Source organism: Mesorhizobium sp. M8A.F.Ca.ET.181.01.1.1, from assembly GCF_004792025.1.
Taxonomy (GTDB): Bacteria; Pseudomonadota; Alphaproteobacteria; order Rhizobiales; family Rhizobiaceae; genus Mesorhizobium.
The window spans coordinates 479,994-497,856 of record NZ_SRTV01000001.1 but is presented as its reverse complement, the minus strand read 5'-3'; the positions used below and the strand labels follow the sequence as shown (position 1 = coordinate 497,856).

The following is a 17,863-nucleotide window of genomic DNA, read 5'->3' as shown; positions in this document are numbered from 1 at the left end:
CCCTCAACTGTCGAAAATCAAATGGTGACGGCAATGCCGCGATTGGCGAAGAAACGATCGAAATCGCCTGGCGCCAACACTGCGTTTGCCTGTGTGGCGCTGGTATGGCCGGATGGGTTGTGAAAGCGAAAACCCTCATCCGACGCGGCGGTGACCAGAACCAGGTGTCCGCCCTTCGATGGCGGCTCGCGCTCGGGCCAGCGGATCGAACTGCTGACCGAAGCGATGAAGAAGCGCGACCGGGCGAGGATCGCTGGAATGTCCGCCGTCGCGACATTGGTCATCACCTCGGCCTCGAGGCCGAATTCCTGTTTCACGAAGGCAACGAAAGGCGCGTAGATCAGCCCCTTGATCGAGCCTTCATTGACGACATAGCCGCCATATCCGGTGCACCGTCTTGCCAGTTCGATCGTCGGCACGATCTGGCCACGCGTCGCCAGGATCATCTTGAGACACGCCATGCCGCAGACATTGGCGGCCCAGACCGCGTATTCGTCGCGCGTGGCGGCACCCGATCCCTGCCATAGCGGATCCCGCCGCAACGCGGCCTCGGCGCCATCGGCGAGCACCGCCAGCGTCATGTCGGGCGTCTCCCACTGACTGAAAAACGGCACGGCTTCAGGCAGTGGACTCATGCGGATTCCTCGGGTAGCCAATCAATCTCGTATACGAGAATACGAGATGGATGAAAAGCCGCTCGGACCCCGTCGAATTTGCTCGGGGGCGTCGCGGGGCGCCGTCTAATCAACCTTCGTCCAGCCGAAGACCAGCCAGGCGTATTTCGATTTTTCGTCGGGTTCGGCGGTGTAGGTCATCTGGATGTCGCCGCCCTTGGCGTAGATATCGAGCCTGGGCGCCGTGTCCAGCTCGAGCCATAGCGAACTCTTGCTGAAGGACCAGGTTCCGCACCAGACGCAGGAACCCGATGTCGGGTCGCCGGGCTGATGGAAATTGTAGCGGCCATCCGCCGTGATCTCCAGATAATCGAACGCGCCGTAAAACGCGGTCACCGTCTGCTGGAACTCATTTGCGGCGGCTTCCTGTTCCGGCGTGGGCGCATCCTTCATGTCGCGCGGCGGCCGGGTGGTGGCGCCGCTGAGTTGCCATTTGCCGACAAAGTCCTTCTGGGTCGGAAGATATTCCTCCTGAGCCTGCGCCGAAGATATATGAGTCATTGGTAATATGAATGGTGCGACCATGCCCAAAATCGCAAGCAACGGCGCGGCGACCCGGATCGCCTTGGTTGATTTTTGCATGAAAATTGTTTCTCCACGGTGGGCAAGAGATGTTCTGTTCGGGATGTTGTTGAGAAAGGCGGCGCGCATTGCTTCAACGCCGATTCCCGTCCGCCTTTTTCGGTTAGCACCGCAGCCACCGATCTGGCAACGCAAGGCAGCGATCGGTAGTGGGCCGGTTTGGTTCTACGACTACAAAAGATTCGTAAAGCCGCCGCCGCGGGTGTAGTGTGCCTTGTCGTCCGCACCAACCCAGGCAAACGGACGCTTGAAAGTCAACTCAGGTGCTTTCGCCCGACGAGGGAGGAGAGCGCCATGGCTTTCTCAAAATTCACCAGCATGTTCACGTCCGACGATCTGGACCTTCTCCAGAAGGTGTTCGACCAGCTGTGCCGAGAGCGCCGTCTGGCCCTCAAGGACAAGGATCAGAGAGACCAGCTGGCGCGCGAAATACGCGGCGCCACCGCCGTCTCGGTGGCAAGCGGCTGCAGGATATCCGCCGCGCGAGCCGATGTCGCAACGATCAGCGACGCGAGGCAGATGGAAAAGCGATGCATTTGGAGCCCTCGAATACGAATTTCCGACGCTGCGCCAGCGGCGAAAGATAAGCACTGTTCAGAATTTGTAGGCGATGCCGAGCCGGATATCGTTCGTCTTCAGGTCGATCTCATCGTGCAAGGGGACCCCGCTGGGAACCGCGATGCGTGTCGAGGGGTGGCGGCCGAAATCGGCAAAGCGGTATTCGCCCCGAACCAGCCAATTGTCGGTGACGGCGTATTCGGCACCCGCGCCCAGCGTGTAACCGCTGACGGTGTCCTCGACATCGGCATAAGCGGCTCCGCCTGGAAGGGCGACCGTAGTGTGCTTGTACTTCGCCATCGCCAGGCCGCCGGTGACGAAGGGAAGCCAGCGATCCATCGCATAGCCGGCCCGCAGGCGAACCGATCCGACTGCCTCCAGTTCGAGCACGCCGCCGAAGCCGGGATCGTCTACGCCAGCCGCCCGATAGAGTGTGGTGTCCTTGACGCTGGCAAAGCTGTAGTCGCCCTCGATGCCGAGGACCAGGCCGCCGTCGAACTGCTTGTCATAGCCGGCATAGAGACCGCCGAAACCGCCGGACGGGCCGTAGCCCCAGCCATAATCGTCGAAGGCCCCTGGCGCGAAAGTCTGCCCGACCCTGGCGTTCCCCCAGGCATATCCGGCCTGCGCGCCGACATAGCCGCCGGACCAGCTGTAGCTGGCAGCCACGGGCAAGGTTTGAGTGGCGTCGGCGGCGAACGCCATGCCGGCTGGCACCGTTGCAAGGATCGTTGCCAGAAGGATCGTCTTCACTGTTTGCCGCCCCCAAAAAGATGCCGTGTCCCGCCGGACTTTCCGGCGGCGTAACCGACGTCGGCGCCGGCATAAAGCCCGGACCAGTCGTAACCGGCCGGCGCGGTTTCGCCGATGTCCGCCGCACATGCCGCGCCGACCGGCGCGAGAAGGATGGCGGTTGCAAGAAGAAGAGTATTCATTGTGTTGTCTGCTGCCCTAATTGTCGTTCTCCGCCGCGTTGATGCCCGCGGAGATCCAGCTGTTGTCGAGAACCCGGTTTTGCATTGTCCACCGGCCGCGTCTTGGGCTGGGCCGCACCCGAATTGTCGGGGAAAGCGCGGCTGTGCTTTCCCCGTCCGTGTGGCCATTCGGCCTCACTCGATCGATGTGTCGGGTATCCCACGGGGGATCGCTGTCGGAGACGCTACCTGGCGCTACTTGGCGTCGAGCCGAAGCGGCGGCGGAAACAGCGATTGAAATAGGAGACGTCGGAAAAGCCGCTCAACAGCGCGATCTCGCTGACCCGCATGCGGTCGTTGCGCCGGTCGCGCAGCATGCGATGGGCTCTCTGCAGGCGCAGTTCGAGAATATGCTCGGCGAAACTGGAGCCCGTCTCCTGCAAGAGATCATGCACGTAGCGCGCGGAAAGCCGTAACTGCTGGGCGATGTGCTGGGCCGAGATGCCGGGATCGGCGAAGTTGTCCCGCATCTTCTGCAGGATGGCCTGCAGCCTTGCCGCGCGCAAGCCGCGCACGCCCGCCAGCTCGGCGATCTCGCCCTTGGCGCCTGTCGCCAGCCCGATCAGGTCGACGATCGTCTCGGTGGCGTGGGCGACGAGATCGGGCGAGACCAACGCCGGTCCCGCTTCCAGGAAGCCGCAATAGCGCTTGAGCATGTCGAGCGCTTCATTGTCGGCGCCGATGGTCAGCGCCAGGCGATCCTCGACATGGGCGAAGGCATTTTCCAGGATTTCGCGGGGAACCACGACATTGGTCCAGACATTGTGGTCGCCGCCGGTCATTTCCAGCGCTTCCGAAGCCGAGACCAGCGCGCCTTCGCCCCTGCCGATGCTGTAGTCGCGGCCGGTCTGCACGCCGCTCAGCCTGGTGTCGCCATCGTTGACCAGCAGCAGATAGCCGTCGCGACCGTCATCGGCGATGTTGCGTGTCTTGCGGCTGGCATGCCTGATCGTTCCGGCCATCCGCCCGAGCACCAGCGGCCCGATGGCGGTGGCTTCGATATCCGCCTGGAAAGGCACGTTCGCGGAGATGGCGTATTCGACCGACCATATCTCCGCGACGTGGATGTCCTGCCAGAGCGCGAAGCGCGCGCGGTCGTCGAGATGCGGCGGCAGGTCGACCGACGAGAAGACATTCTTTTTCAACGAGCAACCGGCCTTTCCCGCGCACGCGTCCTCCCTGAAGCCGCACCGTATGGGACCGATTTGCCTCCTGTCCAGAGGCGGCGCTATCCATACCCTGCAGGACAATTTCAGTGCGGCACAGGTCAAGAATCGGAGCGGATTCGCCAGCGCGGGGCTCGAATTTCCAAATACCCGGAAAAATGCGGCGCGGAATCACCCGCATCGCTCGGCGCTGTGGCCGGCCGAGTGCCCTTACCTAGAATGTGATCTTCACGGAAGCCGCACTGCGGTTGGCCGGGCCGTGGTGGACGGCCTCGATGTTGTTGCCGTCGGGGTCGAGCACGAAGGCGGCATAGTAGCCGGGATGATAGGGCCGCTCGCCCGGCGCGCCATTGTCCGTGCCGCCGGCCGCCAGCCCGGCTTTGTGGAAGGCATCGACCATGGCGTGATCCCTGGCCTGGAAGGCCAGGTGATGACGGCCGGTCAGCTTTCCCTGTGCGGCCCGGCTGTCGGCGCTGGAGATGAACAATTCGTCGGCCCAGAAATAATCCTCGCCGGTGCCGCCGATCGGGACACCGAGCACCCGGAAGACCGCTTCGTAGAAGCGCCGGCTGGCGGGGAGATCCCGCACCACGAGCTGGAGGTGGTCGATGAGCCGGCCGCGATGCAATTCCTGGGTTTCCATGAAAGCTCCTCCTCGCAAGGTCTCGAATTTAGGTCCGGGCGGCAGGGCGTCAACGCGCGGCACGTGCATCTGCTGACAACCAGCGACAAATCTTCGGGCGCGATGGAACCATTCGGCTGACGGCGAGTTTGGGGGCGCGGCGGGAGGACTTGCGATTGGATTGTTTTCAGAAGCTTGAAGCGCTGATCGACAGCGCCGATGCCGACGGCATCGAGGAAGCGAACGCATTGCTGCGCCGGTTCAAGGATAGGTCCGAACAGACGACGCGGGCCATCGATGAGTTCATGCTGGACTTCAAGACGTTGGTCTTCGTCGTCGAGACCGGCGTAGAGGGTTTCCAAAAGCCGATCCGCAAGCTCGCCCGCGCCAGGCTCGCGAAGCTCAAATATCTGGTGAACGTGCCGGCGTAGGCGCCGGGCGCGGGCCTAGCTCTTGAGCAGCGCCGCCAGCCGTGGAATGCCCTCGGTCACGGCGCGGCGATTGGCCAGCGTGAACGACAGCCGCAGCGTGTTGCGCCCGGTGCCGTCGGCGTAAAAGGCATTGCCGGGCACGAAGGCGACCCGCGCCTCCTTCACCGACCGCGCAAGGAGTTCGGTGGCGTCGGCGCCTTCCGGCAGCGTCACCCAGACGAACATGCCGCCTTCCGGGCGGCTCCAGGTCACGCCCTCCGGCATGTTGGCTTCCAGCGCGCCGAGCAGCCCGTCGCGGCGCTCGCGATAGGCGCCGATCAGCTTGTCCACCTGGCCGTCGAACACGGATTCGGCGACGCGGTGCATGACCATCTGGTTGACCGACGGGCTGTGCAGGTCGGAGGCCTGCTTCATCAGCACCAGCTTCTCGATCACGTGGCGCGGCGCGCAGACCCAGCCGACGCGCATGCCCGGCGACAGGATCTTCGAGAACGAGCCGCAATAGAGCGTGCGTGCCTTGTCGATGCCGCCGGAGCGCGCGCAGTCCAGTGCCAGGATCGGCGGCACGCCTTCGCCGTCATAACGCAGCGCCCGGTAGGCGGCGTCCTCGATGACGGCGATGTCGAGCTCGCCGGCAAGGTCGAGCACGGCCTCGCGCTGCTTTCGGTCCAGCGTGTTGCCGGTCGGATTGGCGAAGTCGGGCACCAGATAGGCGAACTTCACACGCCCGCCATTGGCGGCGGCAGCGGCGCGATAGGCCGCCGGCGTCATGTTGCCGCCTTCGGGGCGCAGCCGGTCGTAGCGTGGCTCATAGGCGTTGAAGGCCTGCAGCGCACCGAGATAGGTCGGCCATGTCACCAGCGCCGTATCGCCCGGCGACAGGAACAGCTTGCCGAGATAATCCAGCGCCTGCTGCGAGCCGGAGGTGATGAAGATGTTGGCCTCGTCGCAGGCGATGCCGAGCTTGCCCATCTGTCCGGCAAGCCACTTCCGCAGCGGCAGATAGCCTTCCGAGACCTGGTATTGCAGCGCCGCCCCGGCTTCCGCCCCGCCCAGCACATCGGCATAGGCGTCGCGGATGGCATCGGCCGGAAACAGCGAGGGATCGGGAATGCCGCCGGCGAACGAGATGATGTCGGGCTGGTCGAGCAGCTTCAGCAGCTCGCGGATTTCCGACGCCTTCATGCGCGACGAACGCGACGCCAACAGGTTCAAAAGGGTCAAGACACGCCTCCCGGACGTATTTACAATAGGTCAACCTGACTGACCTATATCCGCTTTGTCAGCCGATTTGAATAGTGCCTGAAAGGCTTCCGCTATACGCCAGTCGCCGTCGGCGTCCGTGTCTAAAGGCTCTTCTTGTAACCAATATGGCTGGCGGTGAAGCCGAGCCCTTCATAGAAGCGGTGCGCATCCGCCCGGCCCTTGTCGGTCGTGAGCTGGACAAGGCCGCAGCCGCGCGCCCGGCATTGCCCGATCGCCCATTCGAACATCTTCTTGCCGATGCCGCCGGAGCGCCTGCCGCCGGCAACGCGAACCGCCTCGATCTGCCCGCGCCACGCGCCCTTGCGCGAGAGCCCGGCAAGGAAGGTAATCTGCAAGGTACCGATCACCGCCGCGCCGTCCACGGCCACCGCCAGCAGCTGGTTTGGATCGGCGTCGATGGCGTTGAAGGCATCGACATAGCCTTGCGCCAGCGGCAACGAGGCATCTTCGCGGCTCGCTCCCAGCGGATCATCGGCGAGCATGGCGACGATGGCCGGCAGGTCGGAGGCTTGCGCCTTGCGGAATTGGATGTTGGTCATGGCGGATGAGATACGGCTAGCCGTCACCGGCGGCAAGGTTCGGCTCCCCTTCCCCTTTCGTGGGGGTGTTCCGGCTTGGCAACATGCTTCTCACGACAATGGGCTAGTGGCAGGCTGACATCAGATGTTAGGATGGTGAGGCACCTTCGAAGGTTAGCCTAAGCTATCCCATCTTCGTCATCCTAGGGCGAAGCAGGAGCGCAGCTCCGTCGCGGAGACCCTAGGATCCATGCCGGGACGCCTGCAACGACCAAAGCGGGGCAGGACACAACGCTACCACCCAGTGCCGCGGAACAACTCGAACCATTCCGGATTTGCTTTTTCGATCAGTTCGATCTTCCATTGTCGCGACCAGCGTTTTAGCGATTTCTCGCGCTGAATGGCATCGGTGATGTCGAAATATTCTTCATACCAGACCAGTCGCTGCACACCATATCGACTTGTGAAATACGAGCCTTTGCCGGACTTGTGCTCGGGCATGCGGCGACCGAGATCGTTCGTGACGCCAATATAGATGGTGCCACCCTTCTGGCTCGCGGTCATGTAGACATAGCCGGTCATAAGTTAAGGCTATCGGGTAACGCGTCGGGAGAACATCCTGGTTCCGCTGTGTTCCTCGGCGAACGTCACGGCATGGATCCTAGGGTCTGCGCTGCGTCGCTTCGCTCCTTGCTCCGCCCTAGGATGACGACGGTACGGATGCTCAGCCCAATTGTAGCTGCCACAGCCGCCGCACAGTATCACCAATCAATCCCCATCGGCAGGCTTGGCCTTACCGCACTGCGCCAGCACCTTGCCGATGGCCGCGCTCGACCCCTTCAGGGGAAAGCTGATATCGCCATATTTCTCAGCGCTGACCGACACATCTCCCTTCGAGCGCAGCAGGTCGAGCAGCGGGTCGGCTTTCGCCAGATCGACCACGAAATAATTGTACATGGCCTCCAGCTGCAGCGTCTTGGTCACCGTCTTGCCATCGGCCTTGAAGTCGAACTCGCCGCTGATGCCCGGTTCCAGTTGCTGGCCGCTGTCACCCAGATCGTAGCTCAGCACCGGATTGTCGAAACAGGCCAGCATCAGATGGGCATCGCCCTTCGGCCCGCCGCAGACGGAGGCCGTCAGCACGCTGCCGCCCTCGTCTTCCTCCATCTTGGCGCTCCAGCCGCAGGACGCGGCAAGAACCGGCTGCGCGCCGAGCAATGCCGCCAAGGCGCCGGCGGCAACGAGATATCTTCTCATGACTTCCCCCTCCGGGCATTTGCAGCACCCGCCGGCAGCATATAGGAAAAGCCGTTGAATGGCATTGCCGTCCGGCAAAGGCCGCGCGTCTTGGAGAGAGCGGTGTCGAGAGCCTGTGTTCGCCTGTGTCTTCTGACCGCCGCCCTGGTGGCCTTGCCGCTCGCCGCCCATGCCGAATGGAAGCCGGTCGAGAAGGTCGAGACCTATGCCATTTCAGGCCAGTCCGGACCGGAGCTCTACCGGTCGATCGGCGAGAATGGGCCGAATGTCGGCGTCGGCCGCGCTATCGCCCACACCAATTTCAAGCTGACCTGGACCAGGGACTATCAGCCGCGTGCCGGAGCCTGCGTGCTGGTCTCGGCCAAGCCCAGGCTCATCATCACCTACACCTTGCCCAGCCCCTCCTCGCCGCTGCCGTCCGCCATCCAGAAGAACTGGGAGGTTTTCCTCGCCGGGGTCAGCGCCCACGAAAAGGTGCATGGCGCGACCATTGTCGACATGGTGCGCAAGATCGAGGCGGCGACAGTCGGGCTGACCGTCGCGGATGACCCCAAATGCAGCAAGATCCGGGCCGAGATGACCAGACGCCTGGCCGCGCTCTCGCAGGCGCAGCGCCAGGCAAGCCGCGATTTCGACCGCGTCGAACTCGGCCAGGGCGGCAATCTGCAGAAGCTCATTCTTGCCCTGGTGAATGGCGGCTGAGAACGGCCACCGGCGGCATGACCGCGGTCCGCTCTACCGGCTCAGGTCCAGCGCCGCGCTCAGATCCCCCATCGGCGGTTCGCCATTGGCGGCCAGCGCCTTGTCGCGGGCGACGATGCCGGTCAGCACCGGCAGGTCGTAGCGCGCGGTGATGAAGCGCAGGATCGACGTCGTGTCGTACTGGGTGTGGTCTACCGTGCCCATCCTCGCATAGGGCGAGACGATGAAGGCCGGGATGCGGTTGCCCGGGCCCCAGCGGTCGGCCTTGGGCGGCGCGACGTGATCCCAGAAGCCGCCATTCTCGTCATAGGTGACGACCACCAGCATGTGGCCCCATTGCGGGCTCTTCTCCAGATGCGCGACGACGTCGGCCAGATGCTGGTCGCCGCTCGCCACGTCGGCATAGCCGCCATGTTCATTGAGATTGCCTTGCGGCTTGTAGAAACTCACCGAGGGCAGCTTGCCGTCGTCGATCGCCATGATGAACTCGGCGCCATCCAGGCCACCGTCCCGCAGATGCTCGGCCCGCGCGGCGGTGCCGGGTGCGTAAGCGGCGAAATAGTTGAAGGGCTGGTGGTGGAACTGGAAGTTCGGCACCGGCGTCGCGTTCTTGCCGTCCAGCGTTGCCTGCCAGGCGCCGGCGTACCAGGCCCAGTCGACGCCCTTCAGCGACAGGAGATCGCCGATGGTGATGTCGTGCTGCGGCGGCAGCGTGGTCGGCGCGGCCGGGTCGGCCAGCGCCTTGTCGCCGCCCTCGGCCGGTTTGTTGGCGCTCGGCTGATAAGGCGGCTGCATGGTGTTGACGGCATGGAAATCGGGTGTGATGGCGCCGTCATTGACGAATTTCGGCACGCCGCCGAGCGCCGATGCCGGCGAATTGTCGGCGACCTTCAAGGACGTGCCGTCGGCATCGACCACGGCGATCTGGCCCTTGATCGGACTGGTGTCGGCGTGCGGGTAGACCGGCGTACAGGCGCAGGCGAGCTGGAAATGGTTGAGGAAGGAGCCGCCGAAGGCGCCCTGGAAGAAATTGTCGGCCAGCACGTATTTCTTCGCCACCTGCCACATCGGCAGGCTCGAGCCGTCATAGTGGCCCATGACGAGGCCGCCGGAATCGGCCCAGGCGACGAATTTGTCGTTCTTCCCGCCGTCGATCTGCATCTGCTCCTGGTAGAAGCGGTGCCACAAGTCGTGGGTGATGACGTTGGTTCCCTCATGGAAGCCCTTGGGATCGTCAATGGCGAAGGCGGCGTTGGCGAGATGCGCGGTCTCGGACTCCGTCACCACGGGCGTGACGCCCTTGCCGGTCAGCCCGCCCCAGGCCGGCGGCAATTCGGTCAGCGGCTTGCCGTCGCGGTCGAGCTGGCGCGCCTGGTCGGCCGAGACATTGGCCAGGCCATTGGCGCCGGGGAAGCCGCCATAGAGATTATCGAAGCTGCGGTTTTCGGCATAGATGACGACGACGGTGTCGATCTTGTCGAAGCCGGGAGGGGCGGCATGGGCCGCCGCCGGGGGAAGCAGGGCCGAACCGGCCAGACCGAAGGAAGTGAGGAGCTTGAGCCTCGTCATGGGAAGACCTCGTGGCTTGACTGTGGCTGGAGGGCGCGGGGAACCATAGGGGCAGCTAACGTGGCTGCCTTGTCACCTTTGTGACAGCCGCCGCCACGGCGAACACGGTTTCGTGAGCACTGGAGCCGGTCATCAATCCGTTGCACTGCGTTCCTATTTCCGGACCAAAGCGGACCATGCCCATGACGACCAGACGATGGAAAAGCCTGATGATCGCCATTGCCGCGATCTCGACCTTTGGCCTTGCCGCGCCCGCGAATTCGGCGGGGCCGGATGGCTTCCATCCCGGCCCACTGTCGCGCGCCGAAGCCTTCGCGCGCGCCAAGGCGCTGACCGCCTTGGGGCGAAAAATGTTCTTCGACCCCTCGCTCTCGGCCTCGGGCAAGCAGGCCTGCTCGTCCTGTCATGATCCTAGCCATGCTTTCGGGCCGGCCTCGGCCACGCCGGTCGAAATGGGCGGGCCAAACCTCGACCAGCCCGGCGTGCGCGCCGTGCCATCGCTGCGTTATCTCCAGGCCGCGCCCGCCTTCACCGAGCATTTCCATGATTCCGAGGACGAGGGCGACGAAAGCGTCGACAACGGTCCGACCGGCGGCTTGACCTGGGACGGCCGCGCCGACCACGGCAAGGACCAGGCGAAAATCCCCCTGCTCTCGCCCTTCGAGATGGCCAACAAGGGTGCCGGGGCGGTCACCGCCGCCTTGCGCAAGTCGGCCTATGCCGGCGAGTTCAAGACGGTGTTCGGGCAGGATGTCTTCAACCATCCCAACGATGCCTTCGACGCCGCCGCCGAGGCGCTCGGCACGTTCGAGCAGAGCGCCGCCGTTTTCTATCCCTATTCCAGCCGCTATGATGCCTTCCTCGCCGGCAAGGCGACATTGTCGGCGCAGGAGCTGCATGGCCGCCAACTGTTCGAGGACGAGGCGAAAGGCAATTGCGCCAGTTGCCACCTCAGCGAACCCGCCAATGACGGCGAGCCGCCGCAATTCACCGATTTCGGCCTGATCGCCATCGCCGTACCGCGCAACCCGGCAATCACGGCCAACACCGACCCAGCCTATGCCGATCTCGGCCTGTGCGGCCCGCTGCGCACTGATTTTCGCGGCCGCACCGACTATTGCGGCCTGTTCAAGACGCCGACGCTGCGCAACGTCGCGCTGCGCAAGAGCTTCTTCCACAATGGCGAGTTCCACACGCTGCGCGACGCCGTCGCCTTCTACGCCAGCCGCGACACCGACCCCGGCCACTGGTATCCCCGCAACGCCGACGGCACGGTGAGGAAATATGATGACCTGCCAAAGGCTTACTGGCCGAACTTGAATCAGGACCCGCCCTTCGAAGGCAGGAGACCTGGCGGCAAGCCGGCGCTGACGGATGCCGAGATAGACGACATTGTCGCGTTCCTGCAGACGCTGACGGATGCAGACCAGGTGGCAGCGAAATAACCTGAGACGCGGCGGGACAGCGCCCCCCTCTGTCCTGCCGGACATCTCCCCCACGAGGGGGGAGATCAGCTTTGATTGCGGCTCTCGCCCATTGGTTCAACGTTCCAAAAAGGCGCGGGGCGCCAACACTGCAATCTCCCCCCTTGTGGGGGAGATGTCCGGCAGGACAGAGGGGGGCGCGAAGGAACACGACGCCCCTTAATATGTCACAGCGCCCGGATAACGCCCCCATCCACGCGGATACTCTGCCCCGTAATATAGCCCGCCCCTTCCGACGCCAGGAAAGCGATGGTCGCGGCGACCTCCTCCGATGTGCCATAGCGCTGCATCGGCACGTTGTCGCGGCGCTCTTCCGTGGCCGGCAGGCTGTCGATCCAGCCGGGCAGCACATTGTTCATGCGCACATTGTCGGCCGCATAGGTGTTGGAGAAGATCTTGGTGTAGGCGGCAAGGCCGGCGCGGAACACGGCCGAGGTCGGGAACATCGCGTTCGGCTCGGCCACCCAGGCGGTCGAGATGTTGATGATGGCGCCGCCCTTCTGCTTGACCATGTGCGGCGCCACGATGCGCACCGGCCGGATGACGTTCATCAGATAGACGTCCATGCCGGTGTGCCACTGCTCGTCGCTGATCTCGAGGATCGGCGCGCGCGGCCCGTGGCCGCCGCTGTTAACCAGCACGTCGATGCGCCCAAAGCGCTCCAGCGTCAGGTCGGCGAGCCGCTGCAGGTCGTCATTCGACTGGTTTGAGCCGGTGACGCCGAGCCCTCCCAGGTCCTTGGCCAGCGCCTCGCCCTTGCCCGACGAGGACAGTATGGCGACCTTGAACCCGTCCGCCGCCAGCCGCTTGGCCGCCGCCGCCCCCATGCCGCTGCCGCCGGCAACGATGACGGCTGTCTTTTCTGAGCTCATGGATTTTCCTTTTTGGGTTGGCGGGAGTCGCGGTTTCAGCGGTCCTATAGCCGGTTTCGCCAGGCAGTTCGAACCAGAAAGACTGAATCGATCTGCAAAAAACTTGGGCGGGTGGCGCTGCCCTCATTGCCCTGCCGGGCATTTCTCCCCGTATAGTGACGGGGGGAAAGAAGCCGGTCGCAACGCCGGCGCCCTTACTTGCGACGTTGGGGATTGGCGAAATCATCCGCCACAGCCCCCCTCTCCCCGTCACTTTACGGGGAGAGGATGCCGGCAGGCAGGTGAGGGGCAGCGCCGACATCAGCCGATTGCAACCGACGCGGCCAATCGCCCCCTACCCCTCCACCGTCTCCAGCACGGAAAGCAGCGTCCCTTCCATGTCGGGCTCGTCGCCGGAGCAGACGCACAGCATCTCTGCGTCGCCCTCGCCCACCGACAGGTAGGCGTGGCCCATGGTGGAATCGATGTAGACGCTCTCGCCCACTTTCAGCCGCACCGGCGCGTACTGGTCGGTGTGCAGTTCGATCTCGCCCTTGAGCACGATCAGGAATTCCTCCCCAGCATGCCTGGTCAGCGGGCCGAATTCCTGCGGCGTGCGGGCGCGCGCATAGGCGTGGATGGGCACCATGCGCTTGCGCACCAGATCGGTGGCCAGATACCGGTAGTCGTAGTTGCGGGTCAGCTGGCGCAGCGTGTTGGACTGCGAGGTCACCGAGCGGCGGGTGCGTGCCGCGGGCTGCTTGCGGTCGCCGCTGAGCAGCTCCGTCACATGGATGCCGAGCCCCTCGCAGATCTGCAGCAGCTTGTCGTAGCTCAGCGACATCTGGTCGTTCTCGACCTTGGACAGCGTCGACACCGCGACGCCGGTGAGAGTGCTGACCTCCTGCAAGGTCCACCCATGTCTCTTTCTCAGGGCACGCAGACAATCACCGAGGTTCGGTTGCTCCGACATTGTCAGCTCCATGGCGCGGCAGCCGGGCCGCTTGTCCGCCCTAGGTAGTCGAACTCCCGACCGCCATCAACAACACCAACAATTTTCTTATACGCTAAATATTGACTGGATACGAAATTATTTTTACGACTGGAGGATGCGGTCGAACTCCCCCGGAAAGATCATCGTCATCGGTGGCGGCATTGCCGGCCTCTCGCTTGCCGCCGAGATGGCGGACTGGGCCGAAGTCACCGTCATCGAGCGCGAACCGCATCTCGGCTACCATGCCAGCGGCCGCTCCGCCGCCCTGTTCAGCGAGACCTATGGCAACCGCCTGGTGCGCGCGCTGACGCTGGCCAGCCGGCAGGCAATAGCCGACGGCGGCTTCGCCGCCCATCGGCGCGGCGCATTGCATGTCGGCTGGACGGGTGACGACGCTGCCATCGACCGGCTGGCCGGCGAATTGCAGGCGCTGGTGCCCAGCGTGCGCCGCCTGTCGGCGGCCGAGCTTCACGCGCTGGTCCCGGTCATAGCCAGGGAAGCCACCTGCGGCGGCGTTTACGAGCCGGACGCGGTGGATGTCGACACGGGCAAGATGCTGGCGGCAAGCGCCTCGGCGCTGAAAGCCGGCGGCGGCATCATCCGCACCGGCGAGGAAGTCCGCGCCATCTCGCCCGACGGCCGCGGCCTGCGGGTGGAAACGAGCGCCGGGGTCTACTCGGCAGACATCGTCGTCAACGCCGCCGGCGCCTGGGTCGATGTCGTCGCCGGCCTGGCCGGTCTTTCCGGCCTCGGCTTCCAGCCGAAACGGCGCACCGCCTTCCTGTTCGATGCGCCCGCCGGGGCGGACATATCCAACTGGCCGCTGGTGGTCGACCTGCACGAACAGTTCTATTTCAAGCCGGATGCCGGCAGGCTGATCGGTTCGCTTGCCGACGAAACCGATTCAGAGCCTTGCGACGCCTGGCCGGAAGACATCGACGTCGCCATCGCGGTCGACCGCATCGAGCAGGCAACGTCGATGCGCATCGGCCGTCCGTCGACGCCATGGGCGGGCCTGCGCACCTTCGCGCCCGACCGCACGCCTGTCGCCGGCTTCGACCCGCGCCTGCCCGGCTTCTTCTGGCTCGGCGGCCAGGGCGGCTACGGTTTTCAGGTGTCGCTGACACTGGCCAGGATGAGCGCGGCGCTGATACGCGGCGAGCCCCTGCCCGCGGATGCCGCGGCGGCGCTCGGCGTCACCGCCGCGGCGCTGGCGCCCGACCGCTTCCTTGCCCCGGCAGCGGCGCCATGAAATTCAGGCCCTTCCCTCAACCCGTAAAGTGTCATCAGGAGCGTTTGCGATGAAATCCACCGTTCTGCGCACAGTGCTTGCCCCGTCCCTTCTGGTTTCGTCCCTTCTGGCCTGGTCCGTCCTTCTCGGCGGGCAGGCCTATGCCAAGACCCTGGTCTATTGCTCGGAAGCCAATCCCGAGACCTTCAACCCGGCGATCGGCATCGCCGATTCCACCATGGACGCAGCCGCCAAGACGATCTTCAACCGGCTGGTCGAGTTCAAGGCGGGCACGACGGAGGTGGGACCGGCGTTGGCCGAAAGCTGGGATGTTTCGCCCGATGGCAAGACCTACACCTTCCATCTCAGGCACGGCGTGAAATTCCAGTCGAACGAGCATTTCACGCCCTCGCGCGACTTCAACGCGGACGACGTGCTCTACACCTTCAACCGCCAGCGCGACGCCGACAATCCCTACCACAAGCTCGGCGGCGGCGCTTACGAGTACTTCAACGCACTGGGCATGGGCACGCTGATCGACAAGATAGACAAGGTCGACGACCACACGGTGCGCTTCACGCTGACGGCTCCCAACGTCACCTTCCTGGCCGGGCTGGCGCTCGACTATCTCTCCATCCTGTCGCTGGAGCAGACGCAAAAGATGGTCGCGGCCGGCACACCCGAACTGATCGACAGCATGCCTGTCGGCACCGGCCCGTTCGTGCTTCAGGCCTATGTTCCCGACAGCCAGGTCCGCTACGCCGCCAACAAGGATTACTGGCGCGGCGCGCCGAAGATCGACACGCTGGTCTTCGCCGTCACGCCCGAGCCGACCACCCGCGTCGAGCGCATCAAGGCCAATGAATGCCAGGTCGCCGCGCCGCCGCCGCCAAGCGCGGTCGCCGATCTGCGCGGCGACCCCGACATCACGGTGCTCGATCTCAAGGGCCAGAACATCGGCATCCTCGGCTTCAACGTCGACCACCAGCCGCTGGGCGACGTGCGCGTGCGCATGGCCTTGGCAAAGGCCATCGACCGCAAGGCGATCGTCGAAGCGGTCTATGCCGGCGCCGGCACCGTAGCCGGCAGCGTCGTGCCGCCGGCACAGCTCGGAGCCGTCACCGATGCCGGCATCGACTATGATCCCGATGGCGCCAAGAAGCTGCTGAAGGAGGCCGGCCACGAAAGCGGCCTCAAGATCAGCCTGTGGGCGATGCCGGTGTCGCGCCCCTACAACCCCAACGCCAAGCGCATGGCCGAGATGATCCAGGCCGACTGGGCAAAGGTCGGCGTGCACTCGGAGATCGTCAGCTTCGAATGGGGCGAATATCTCAAGCGCACCGCGGCGGGCGAACAGGACACGTTCCTGCTCGGCGGCAGCAGCGACAATGGCGACCCCGACAACATGCTGAGCTATCTCCTGTCCTGCGACGGCGTGAAGGGCGGCTCCAACCGCTCGCGCTGGTGCGACAAGGATTTCGAAAAACTGCTGGACGAAGGCCGCGTCGCCGCCGACCCGAAAGAACGCGCCGCGATCTACGGCAAGGCGCAGGCGATCCTGAAGGCCGAGGTGCCGGTGGCGCCGATCGCCCATTCGATGGTGGCGATCCCGATCCGCAAGAGCGTGCTGAATTATGTGCTCGACCCCTTCGGCCGGCAGAATTTCGCTGCGGTCGATATGGCGGAATAGAGCGGAGCGCCGCCCTTCCCTTCTCCCCTTGTGGGAGAAGGTGGCCTCGCGAAGCGAGGTCGGATGAGGGGTGTTCCAGGGAACGCCAACGCCTCACTCCGTCACGCACCCCTCATCCGTCTCGGCGCTGCGCGCCGATCCACCTTCTCCCACAAGGGGAGAAGGAAAAAAGGAAAGCGAGACATCCATGACAAAGAACCTGAACGCCCTACTCGACACCTACCTCGCCGACGGCGCTGTCGGTGCTTCGCTCGCCTATGCCAAGGGTGGCTCAACACCAACGGCCCTTACCGCCGGCCTCGCCGACCGCGCGCATGGCACCCCTGTCAATTCAGACCAGCTGTTCAAGATCGGCAGTTGCACCAAGACCTTCGTCGCCGCCGCCCTGGTCAAGCTCACCGAGACCGGCAAGCTCGACCTTGGCGCGCCGATCTCCTCCTGGTTCGCGGACCTGCCCGGCGCCAAAGACATTTCGGTGCGGCAGCTGATCAACCATCGCAGCGGCCTGCCGGAATTCGAATATTACATTCCGATGGACCCGGGCCGGCAATGGACGCCGCGACAGCTGGTCGACATCGCCTTCGCCTCCGACAAGCAGAAGGCGCCGGGCGGACCCGCCGTCTACAACAACACCGGCTATGTCCTGGCCGGCATGGTGATCGAGGCCGTCACCGGCCAGCCGCTGGGCGCCTATGTCAGAAGCGCGATCCTTGACCCGCTTGGCCTGAAGAACACCTGGTCGCCGGCGACCGAACCCTTCCCGGAAACATCGATGGTGCGCGGCTATTACCACCGGCCGCCGCCGGCGCCGAACGCGCCCACCGACATCGCCTCGGGCGGCGAGATGTGGCGCATGGACGGCGTGCTGCCCTATTCCGACGAGCTGCAGGACTCTTCGGATTCCTTCCCGTTCGGCGCCGCCTATGGCTGCGGCGACATGGTGTCGACGCCATCCGACATGGTGGGCTTCATGCGGGGCCTGTTCTGCGGCAAGCTGTTGTATCAGCCCTTCTTCGCCGAGATGTTCGAACACCGCGTGCCGGCGAGTTTTCCAGGCACGCGCATGCGCGAGACGGGTGCCGGCATGTTCCAGAGCACCTATGCCGACCGTGCCTTCTATGGGCATCAGGGCAGCATTCCAGGCTATGTCGCCGTCATGCTGCACGATCCCGAGACGGACCTCACCATCGCCATGACCAGCAATGTCGGCTCCGGCAATCGCCTCTCCTTCCAGGCCAGCGGCCTGCATCCGGTCGTCGATCAGGCGATCCGCATCATTCTCGACTGACCGCGT

At 64.4% G+C, this 17,863-nt stretch carries 20 protein-coding genes; 6 read left to right on the top strand and 14 right to left on the bottom strand.

The window, feature by feature from the left end:
• Nucleotides 1–17 precede the first annotated feature (17 nt).
• From EN824_RS02430 to EN824_RS02400, 7 genes are all read right to left on the bottom strand, one after another.
• The gene (locus EN824_RS02430; RefSeq protein WP_135931842.1) at nt 18–635 is read right to left on the bottom strand and encodes a C39 family peptidase; all 618 of its coding nucleotides are present in this window, start codon (nt 633–635) and stop codon (nt 18–20) included.
• Between the two features lie 105 nt (nt 636–740).
• Nucleotides 741–1,256 carry a hypothetical protein gene (locus EN824_RS02425; protein WP_135916804.1) on the bottom strand — a complete coding sequence of 172 codons (516 nt, stop codon included), beginning with the start codon at nt 1,254–1,256 and terminating at the stop codon, nt 741–743.
• A gap of 404 nt (nt 1,257–1,660) precedes the next feature.
• Nucleotides 1,661–1,792: a hypothetical protein gene (locus EN824_RS36495; protein WP_272483010.1), complete on the bottom strand. Its 132-nt coding sequence runs from the start codon at nt 1,790–1,792 to the stop codon at nt 1,661–1,663.
• 58 nt (nt 1,793–1,850) lie between these two features.
• Nucleotides 1,851–2,567 carry an outer membrane protein gene (locus EN824_RS02415; RefSeq protein WP_127278005.1) on the bottom strand — a complete coding sequence of 239 codons (717 nt, stop codon included), beginning with the start codon at nt 2,565–2,567 and terminating at the stop codon, nt 1,851–1,853.
• On the bottom strand, nt 2,564–2,749 hold the full coding sequence (locus EN824_RS02410) for a hypothetical protein (RefSeq protein WP_245520835.1): 186 nt from the start codon (nt 2,747–2,749) through the stop codon (nt 2,564–2,566). The genes EN824_RS02415 and EN824_RS02410 overlap by 4 nt, the downstream gene beginning before the upstream one ends.
• A 224-nt stretch (nt 2,750–2,973) precedes the next feature.
• Entirely contained in the window at nt 2,974–3,933 is a 960-nt protein-coding gene (locus EN824_RS02405) for an AraC family transcriptional regulator (protein ID WP_127870378.1), read from the bottom strand.
• 235 nt (nt 3,934–4,168) lie between these two features.
• Nucleotides 4,169–4,597, bottom strand: coding sequence for a VOC family protein (locus EN824_RS02400; RefSeq protein WP_135931841.1), 429 nt, complete (start codon nt 4,595–4,597; stop codon nt 4,169–4,171).
• A gap of 155 nt (nt 4,598–4,752) precedes the next feature.
• Here EN824_RS02400 and EN824_RS02395 point away from each other — a divergent pair, with 155 nt between their 5' ends.
• The gene (locus EN824_RS02395) at nt 4,753–5,007 is read left to right on the top strand and encodes a hypothetical protein (protein WP_245464337.1); all 255 of its coding nucleotides are present in this window, start codon (nt 4,753–4,755) and stop codon (nt 5,005–5,007) included.
• Nucleotides 5,008–5,022: 15 nt separating this feature from the next.
• Here the strand turns inward: EN824_RS02395 and EN824_RS02390 are convergent, their stop codons facing one another.
• From EN824_RS02390 to EN824_RS02375, 4 genes are all read right to left on the bottom strand, one after another.
• A complete protein-coding gene (locus EN824_RS02390) occupies nt 5,023–6,192 on the bottom strand; it encodes a PLP-dependent aminotransferase family protein (RefSeq protein WP_189343734.1) in 1,170 nt (389 codons plus the stop codon).
• 161 nt (nt 6,193–6,353) lie between these two features.
• Nucleotides 6,354–6,812: a GNAT family N-acetyltransferase gene (locus EN824_RS02385; RefSeq protein WP_135919358.1), complete on the bottom strand. Its 459-nt coding sequence runs from the start codon at nt 6,810–6,812 to the stop codon at nt 6,354–6,356.
• A 273-nt stretch (nt 6,813–7,085) separates the two neighbouring features.
• The gene (locus EN824_RS02380; protein WP_127280753.1) at nt 7,086–7,373 is read right to left on the bottom strand and encodes a GIY-YIG nuclease family protein; all 288 of its coding nucleotides are present in this window, start codon (nt 7,371–7,373) and stop codon (nt 7,086–7,088) included.
• A gap of 186 nt (nt 7,374–7,559) precedes the next feature.
• Nucleotides 7,560–8,048: a hypothetical protein gene (locus EN824_RS02375; RefSeq protein ID WP_245520934.1), complete on the bottom strand. Its 489-nt coding sequence runs from the start codon at nt 8,046–8,048 to the stop codon at nt 7,560–7,562.
• Between the two features lie 102 nt (nt 8,049–8,150).
• On the opposite strand from EN824_RS02375, the gene EN824_RS02370 reads away from it, so the two are divergent.
• Nucleotides 8,151–8,750 carry a DUF922 domain-containing protein gene (locus EN824_RS02370; RefSeq protein ID WP_135931840.1) on the top strand — a complete coding sequence of 200 codons (600 nt, stop codon included), beginning with the start codon at nt 8,151–8,153 and terminating at the stop codon, nt 8,748–8,750.
• A 33-nt stretch (nt 8,751–8,783) separates the two neighbouring features.
• Here the strand turns inward: EN824_RS02370 and EN824_RS02365 are convergent, their stop codons facing one another.
• Complete coding sequence (locus EN824_RS02365; RefSeq protein ID WP_135931839.1) at nt 8,784–10,319, bottom strand: acid phosphatase; 1,536 nt, start codon at nt 10,317–10,319, stop codon at nt 8,784–8,786.
• Between the two features lie 209 nt (nt 10,320–10,528).
• On the opposite strand from EN824_RS02365, the gene EN824_RS02360 reads away from it, so the two are divergent.
• The gene (locus tag EN824_RS02360; RefSeq protein WP_245520961.1) at nt 10,529–11,764 is read left to right on the top strand and encodes a cytochrome-c peroxidase; all 1,236 of its coding nucleotides are present in this window, start codon (nt 10,529–10,531) and stop codon (nt 11,762–11,764) included.
• Between the two features lie 206 nt (nt 11,765–11,970).
• Here the strand turns inward: EN824_RS02360 and EN824_RS02350 are convergent, their stop codons facing one another.
• Both EN824_RS02350 and EN824_RS02345 read right to left on the bottom strand, forming a co-directional pair.
• Entirely contained in the window at nt 11,971–12,675 is a 705-nt protein-coding gene (locus EN824_RS02350) for an SDR family oxidoreductase (protein ID WP_135931836.1), read from the bottom strand.
• A gap of 334 nt (nt 12,676–13,009) precedes the next feature.
• Complete coding sequence (locus tag EN824_RS02345; RefSeq protein WP_135866151.1) at nt 13,010–13,627, bottom strand: XRE family transcriptional regulator; 618 nt, start codon at nt 13,625–13,627, stop codon at nt 13,010–13,012.
• 136 nt (nt 13,628–13,763) lie between these two features.
• Here EN824_RS02345 and EN824_RS02340 point away from each other — a divergent pair, with 136 nt between their 5' ends.
• From EN824_RS02340 to EN824_RS02330, 3 genes are all read left to right on the top strand, one after another.
• Nucleotides 13,764–14,900 carry an FAD-binding oxidoreductase gene (locus EN824_RS02340; protein WP_127870370.1) on the top strand — a complete coding sequence of 379 codons (1,137 nt, stop codon included), beginning with the start codon at nt 13,764–13,766 and terminating at the stop codon, nt 14,898–14,900.
• Nucleotides 14,901–14,949: 49 nt separating this feature from the next.
• Nucleotides 14,950–16,569 (top strand): ABC transporter substrate-binding protein, encoded by a 1,620-nt coding sequence (locus tag EN824_RS02335; protein ID WP_127870369.1) that lies wholly within the window; start codon nt 14,950–14,952, stop codon nt 16,567–16,569.
• Nucleotides 16,570–16,756: 187 nt separating this feature from the next.
• A complete protein-coding gene (locus tag EN824_RS02330) occupies nt 16,757–17,857 on the top strand; it encodes a serine hydrolase domain-containing protein (RefSeq protein ID WP_127279306.1) in 1,101 nt (366 codons plus the stop codon).
• Nucleotides 17,858–17,863 lie beyond the last annotated feature (6 nt).

Coding starts and splice junctions, on each gene's coding strand:
- EN824_RS02430 (WP_135931842.1), bottom strand. CDS start 635: ATGAGTCCACTGCCTGAAGCCGTGCCGTTTTTCAGTCAGTGGGAGACG.
- EN824_RS02425 (WP_135916804.1), bottom strand. CDS start 1,256: ATGCAAAAATCAACCAAGGCGATCCGGGTCGCCGCGCCGTTGCTTGCG.
- EN824_RS36495 (WP_272483010.1), bottom strand. CDS start 1,792: ATGCATCGCTTTTCCATCTGCCTCGCGTCGCTGATCGTTGCGACATCG.
- EN824_RS02410 (WP_245520835.1), bottom strand. CDS start 2,749: ATGAATACTCTTCTTCTTGCAACCGCCATCCTTCTCGCGCCGGTCGGC.
- EN824_RS02400 (WP_135931841.1), bottom strand. CDS start 4,597: ATGGAAACCCAGGAATTGCATCGCGGCCGGCTCATCGACCACCTCCAG.
- EN824_RS02390 (WP_189343734.1), bottom strand. CDS start 6,192: ATGAAGGCGTCGGAAATCCGCGAGCTGCTGAAGCTGCTCGACCAGCCC.
- EN824_RS02385 (WP_135919358.1), bottom strand. CDS start 6,812: ATGACCAACATCCAATTCCGCAAGGCGCAAGCCTCCGACCTGCCGGCC.
- EN824_RS02380 (WP_127280753.1), bottom strand. CDS start 7,373: ATGACCGGCTATGTCTACATGACCGCGAGCCAGAAGGGTGGCACCATC.
- EN824_RS02375 (WP_245520934.1), bottom strand. CDS start 8,048: ATGAGAAGATATCTCGTTGCCGCCGGCGCCTTGGCGGCATTGCTCGGC.
- EN824_RS02365 (WP_135931839.1), bottom strand. CDS start 10,319: ATGACGAGGCTCAAGCTCCTCACTTCCTTCGGTCTGGCCGGTTCGGCC.
- EN824_RS02360 (WP_245520961.1), top strand. CDS start 10,529: ATGATCGCCATTGCCGCGATCTCGACCTTTGGCCTTGCCGCGCCCGCG.
- EN824_RS02350 (WP_135931836.1), bottom strand. CDS start 12,675: ATGAGCTCAGAAAAGACAGCCGTCATCGTTGCCGGCGGCAGCGGCATG.
- EN824_RS02345 (WP_135866151.1), bottom strand. CDS start 13,627: ATGTCGGAGCAACCGAACCTCGGTGATTGTCTGCGTGCCCTGAGAAAG.
- EN824_RS02340 (WP_127870370.1), top strand. CDS start 13,764: ATGCGGTCGAACTCCCCCGGAAAGATCATCGTCATCGGTGGCGGCATT.
- EN824_RS02335 (WP_127870369.1), top strand. CDS start 14,950: ATGAAATCCACCGTTCTGCGCACAGTGCTTGCCCCGTCCCTTCTGGTT.
- EN824_RS02330 (WP_127279306.1), top strand. CDS start 16,757: ATGACAAAGAACCTGAACGCCCTACTCGACACCTACCTCGCCGACGGC.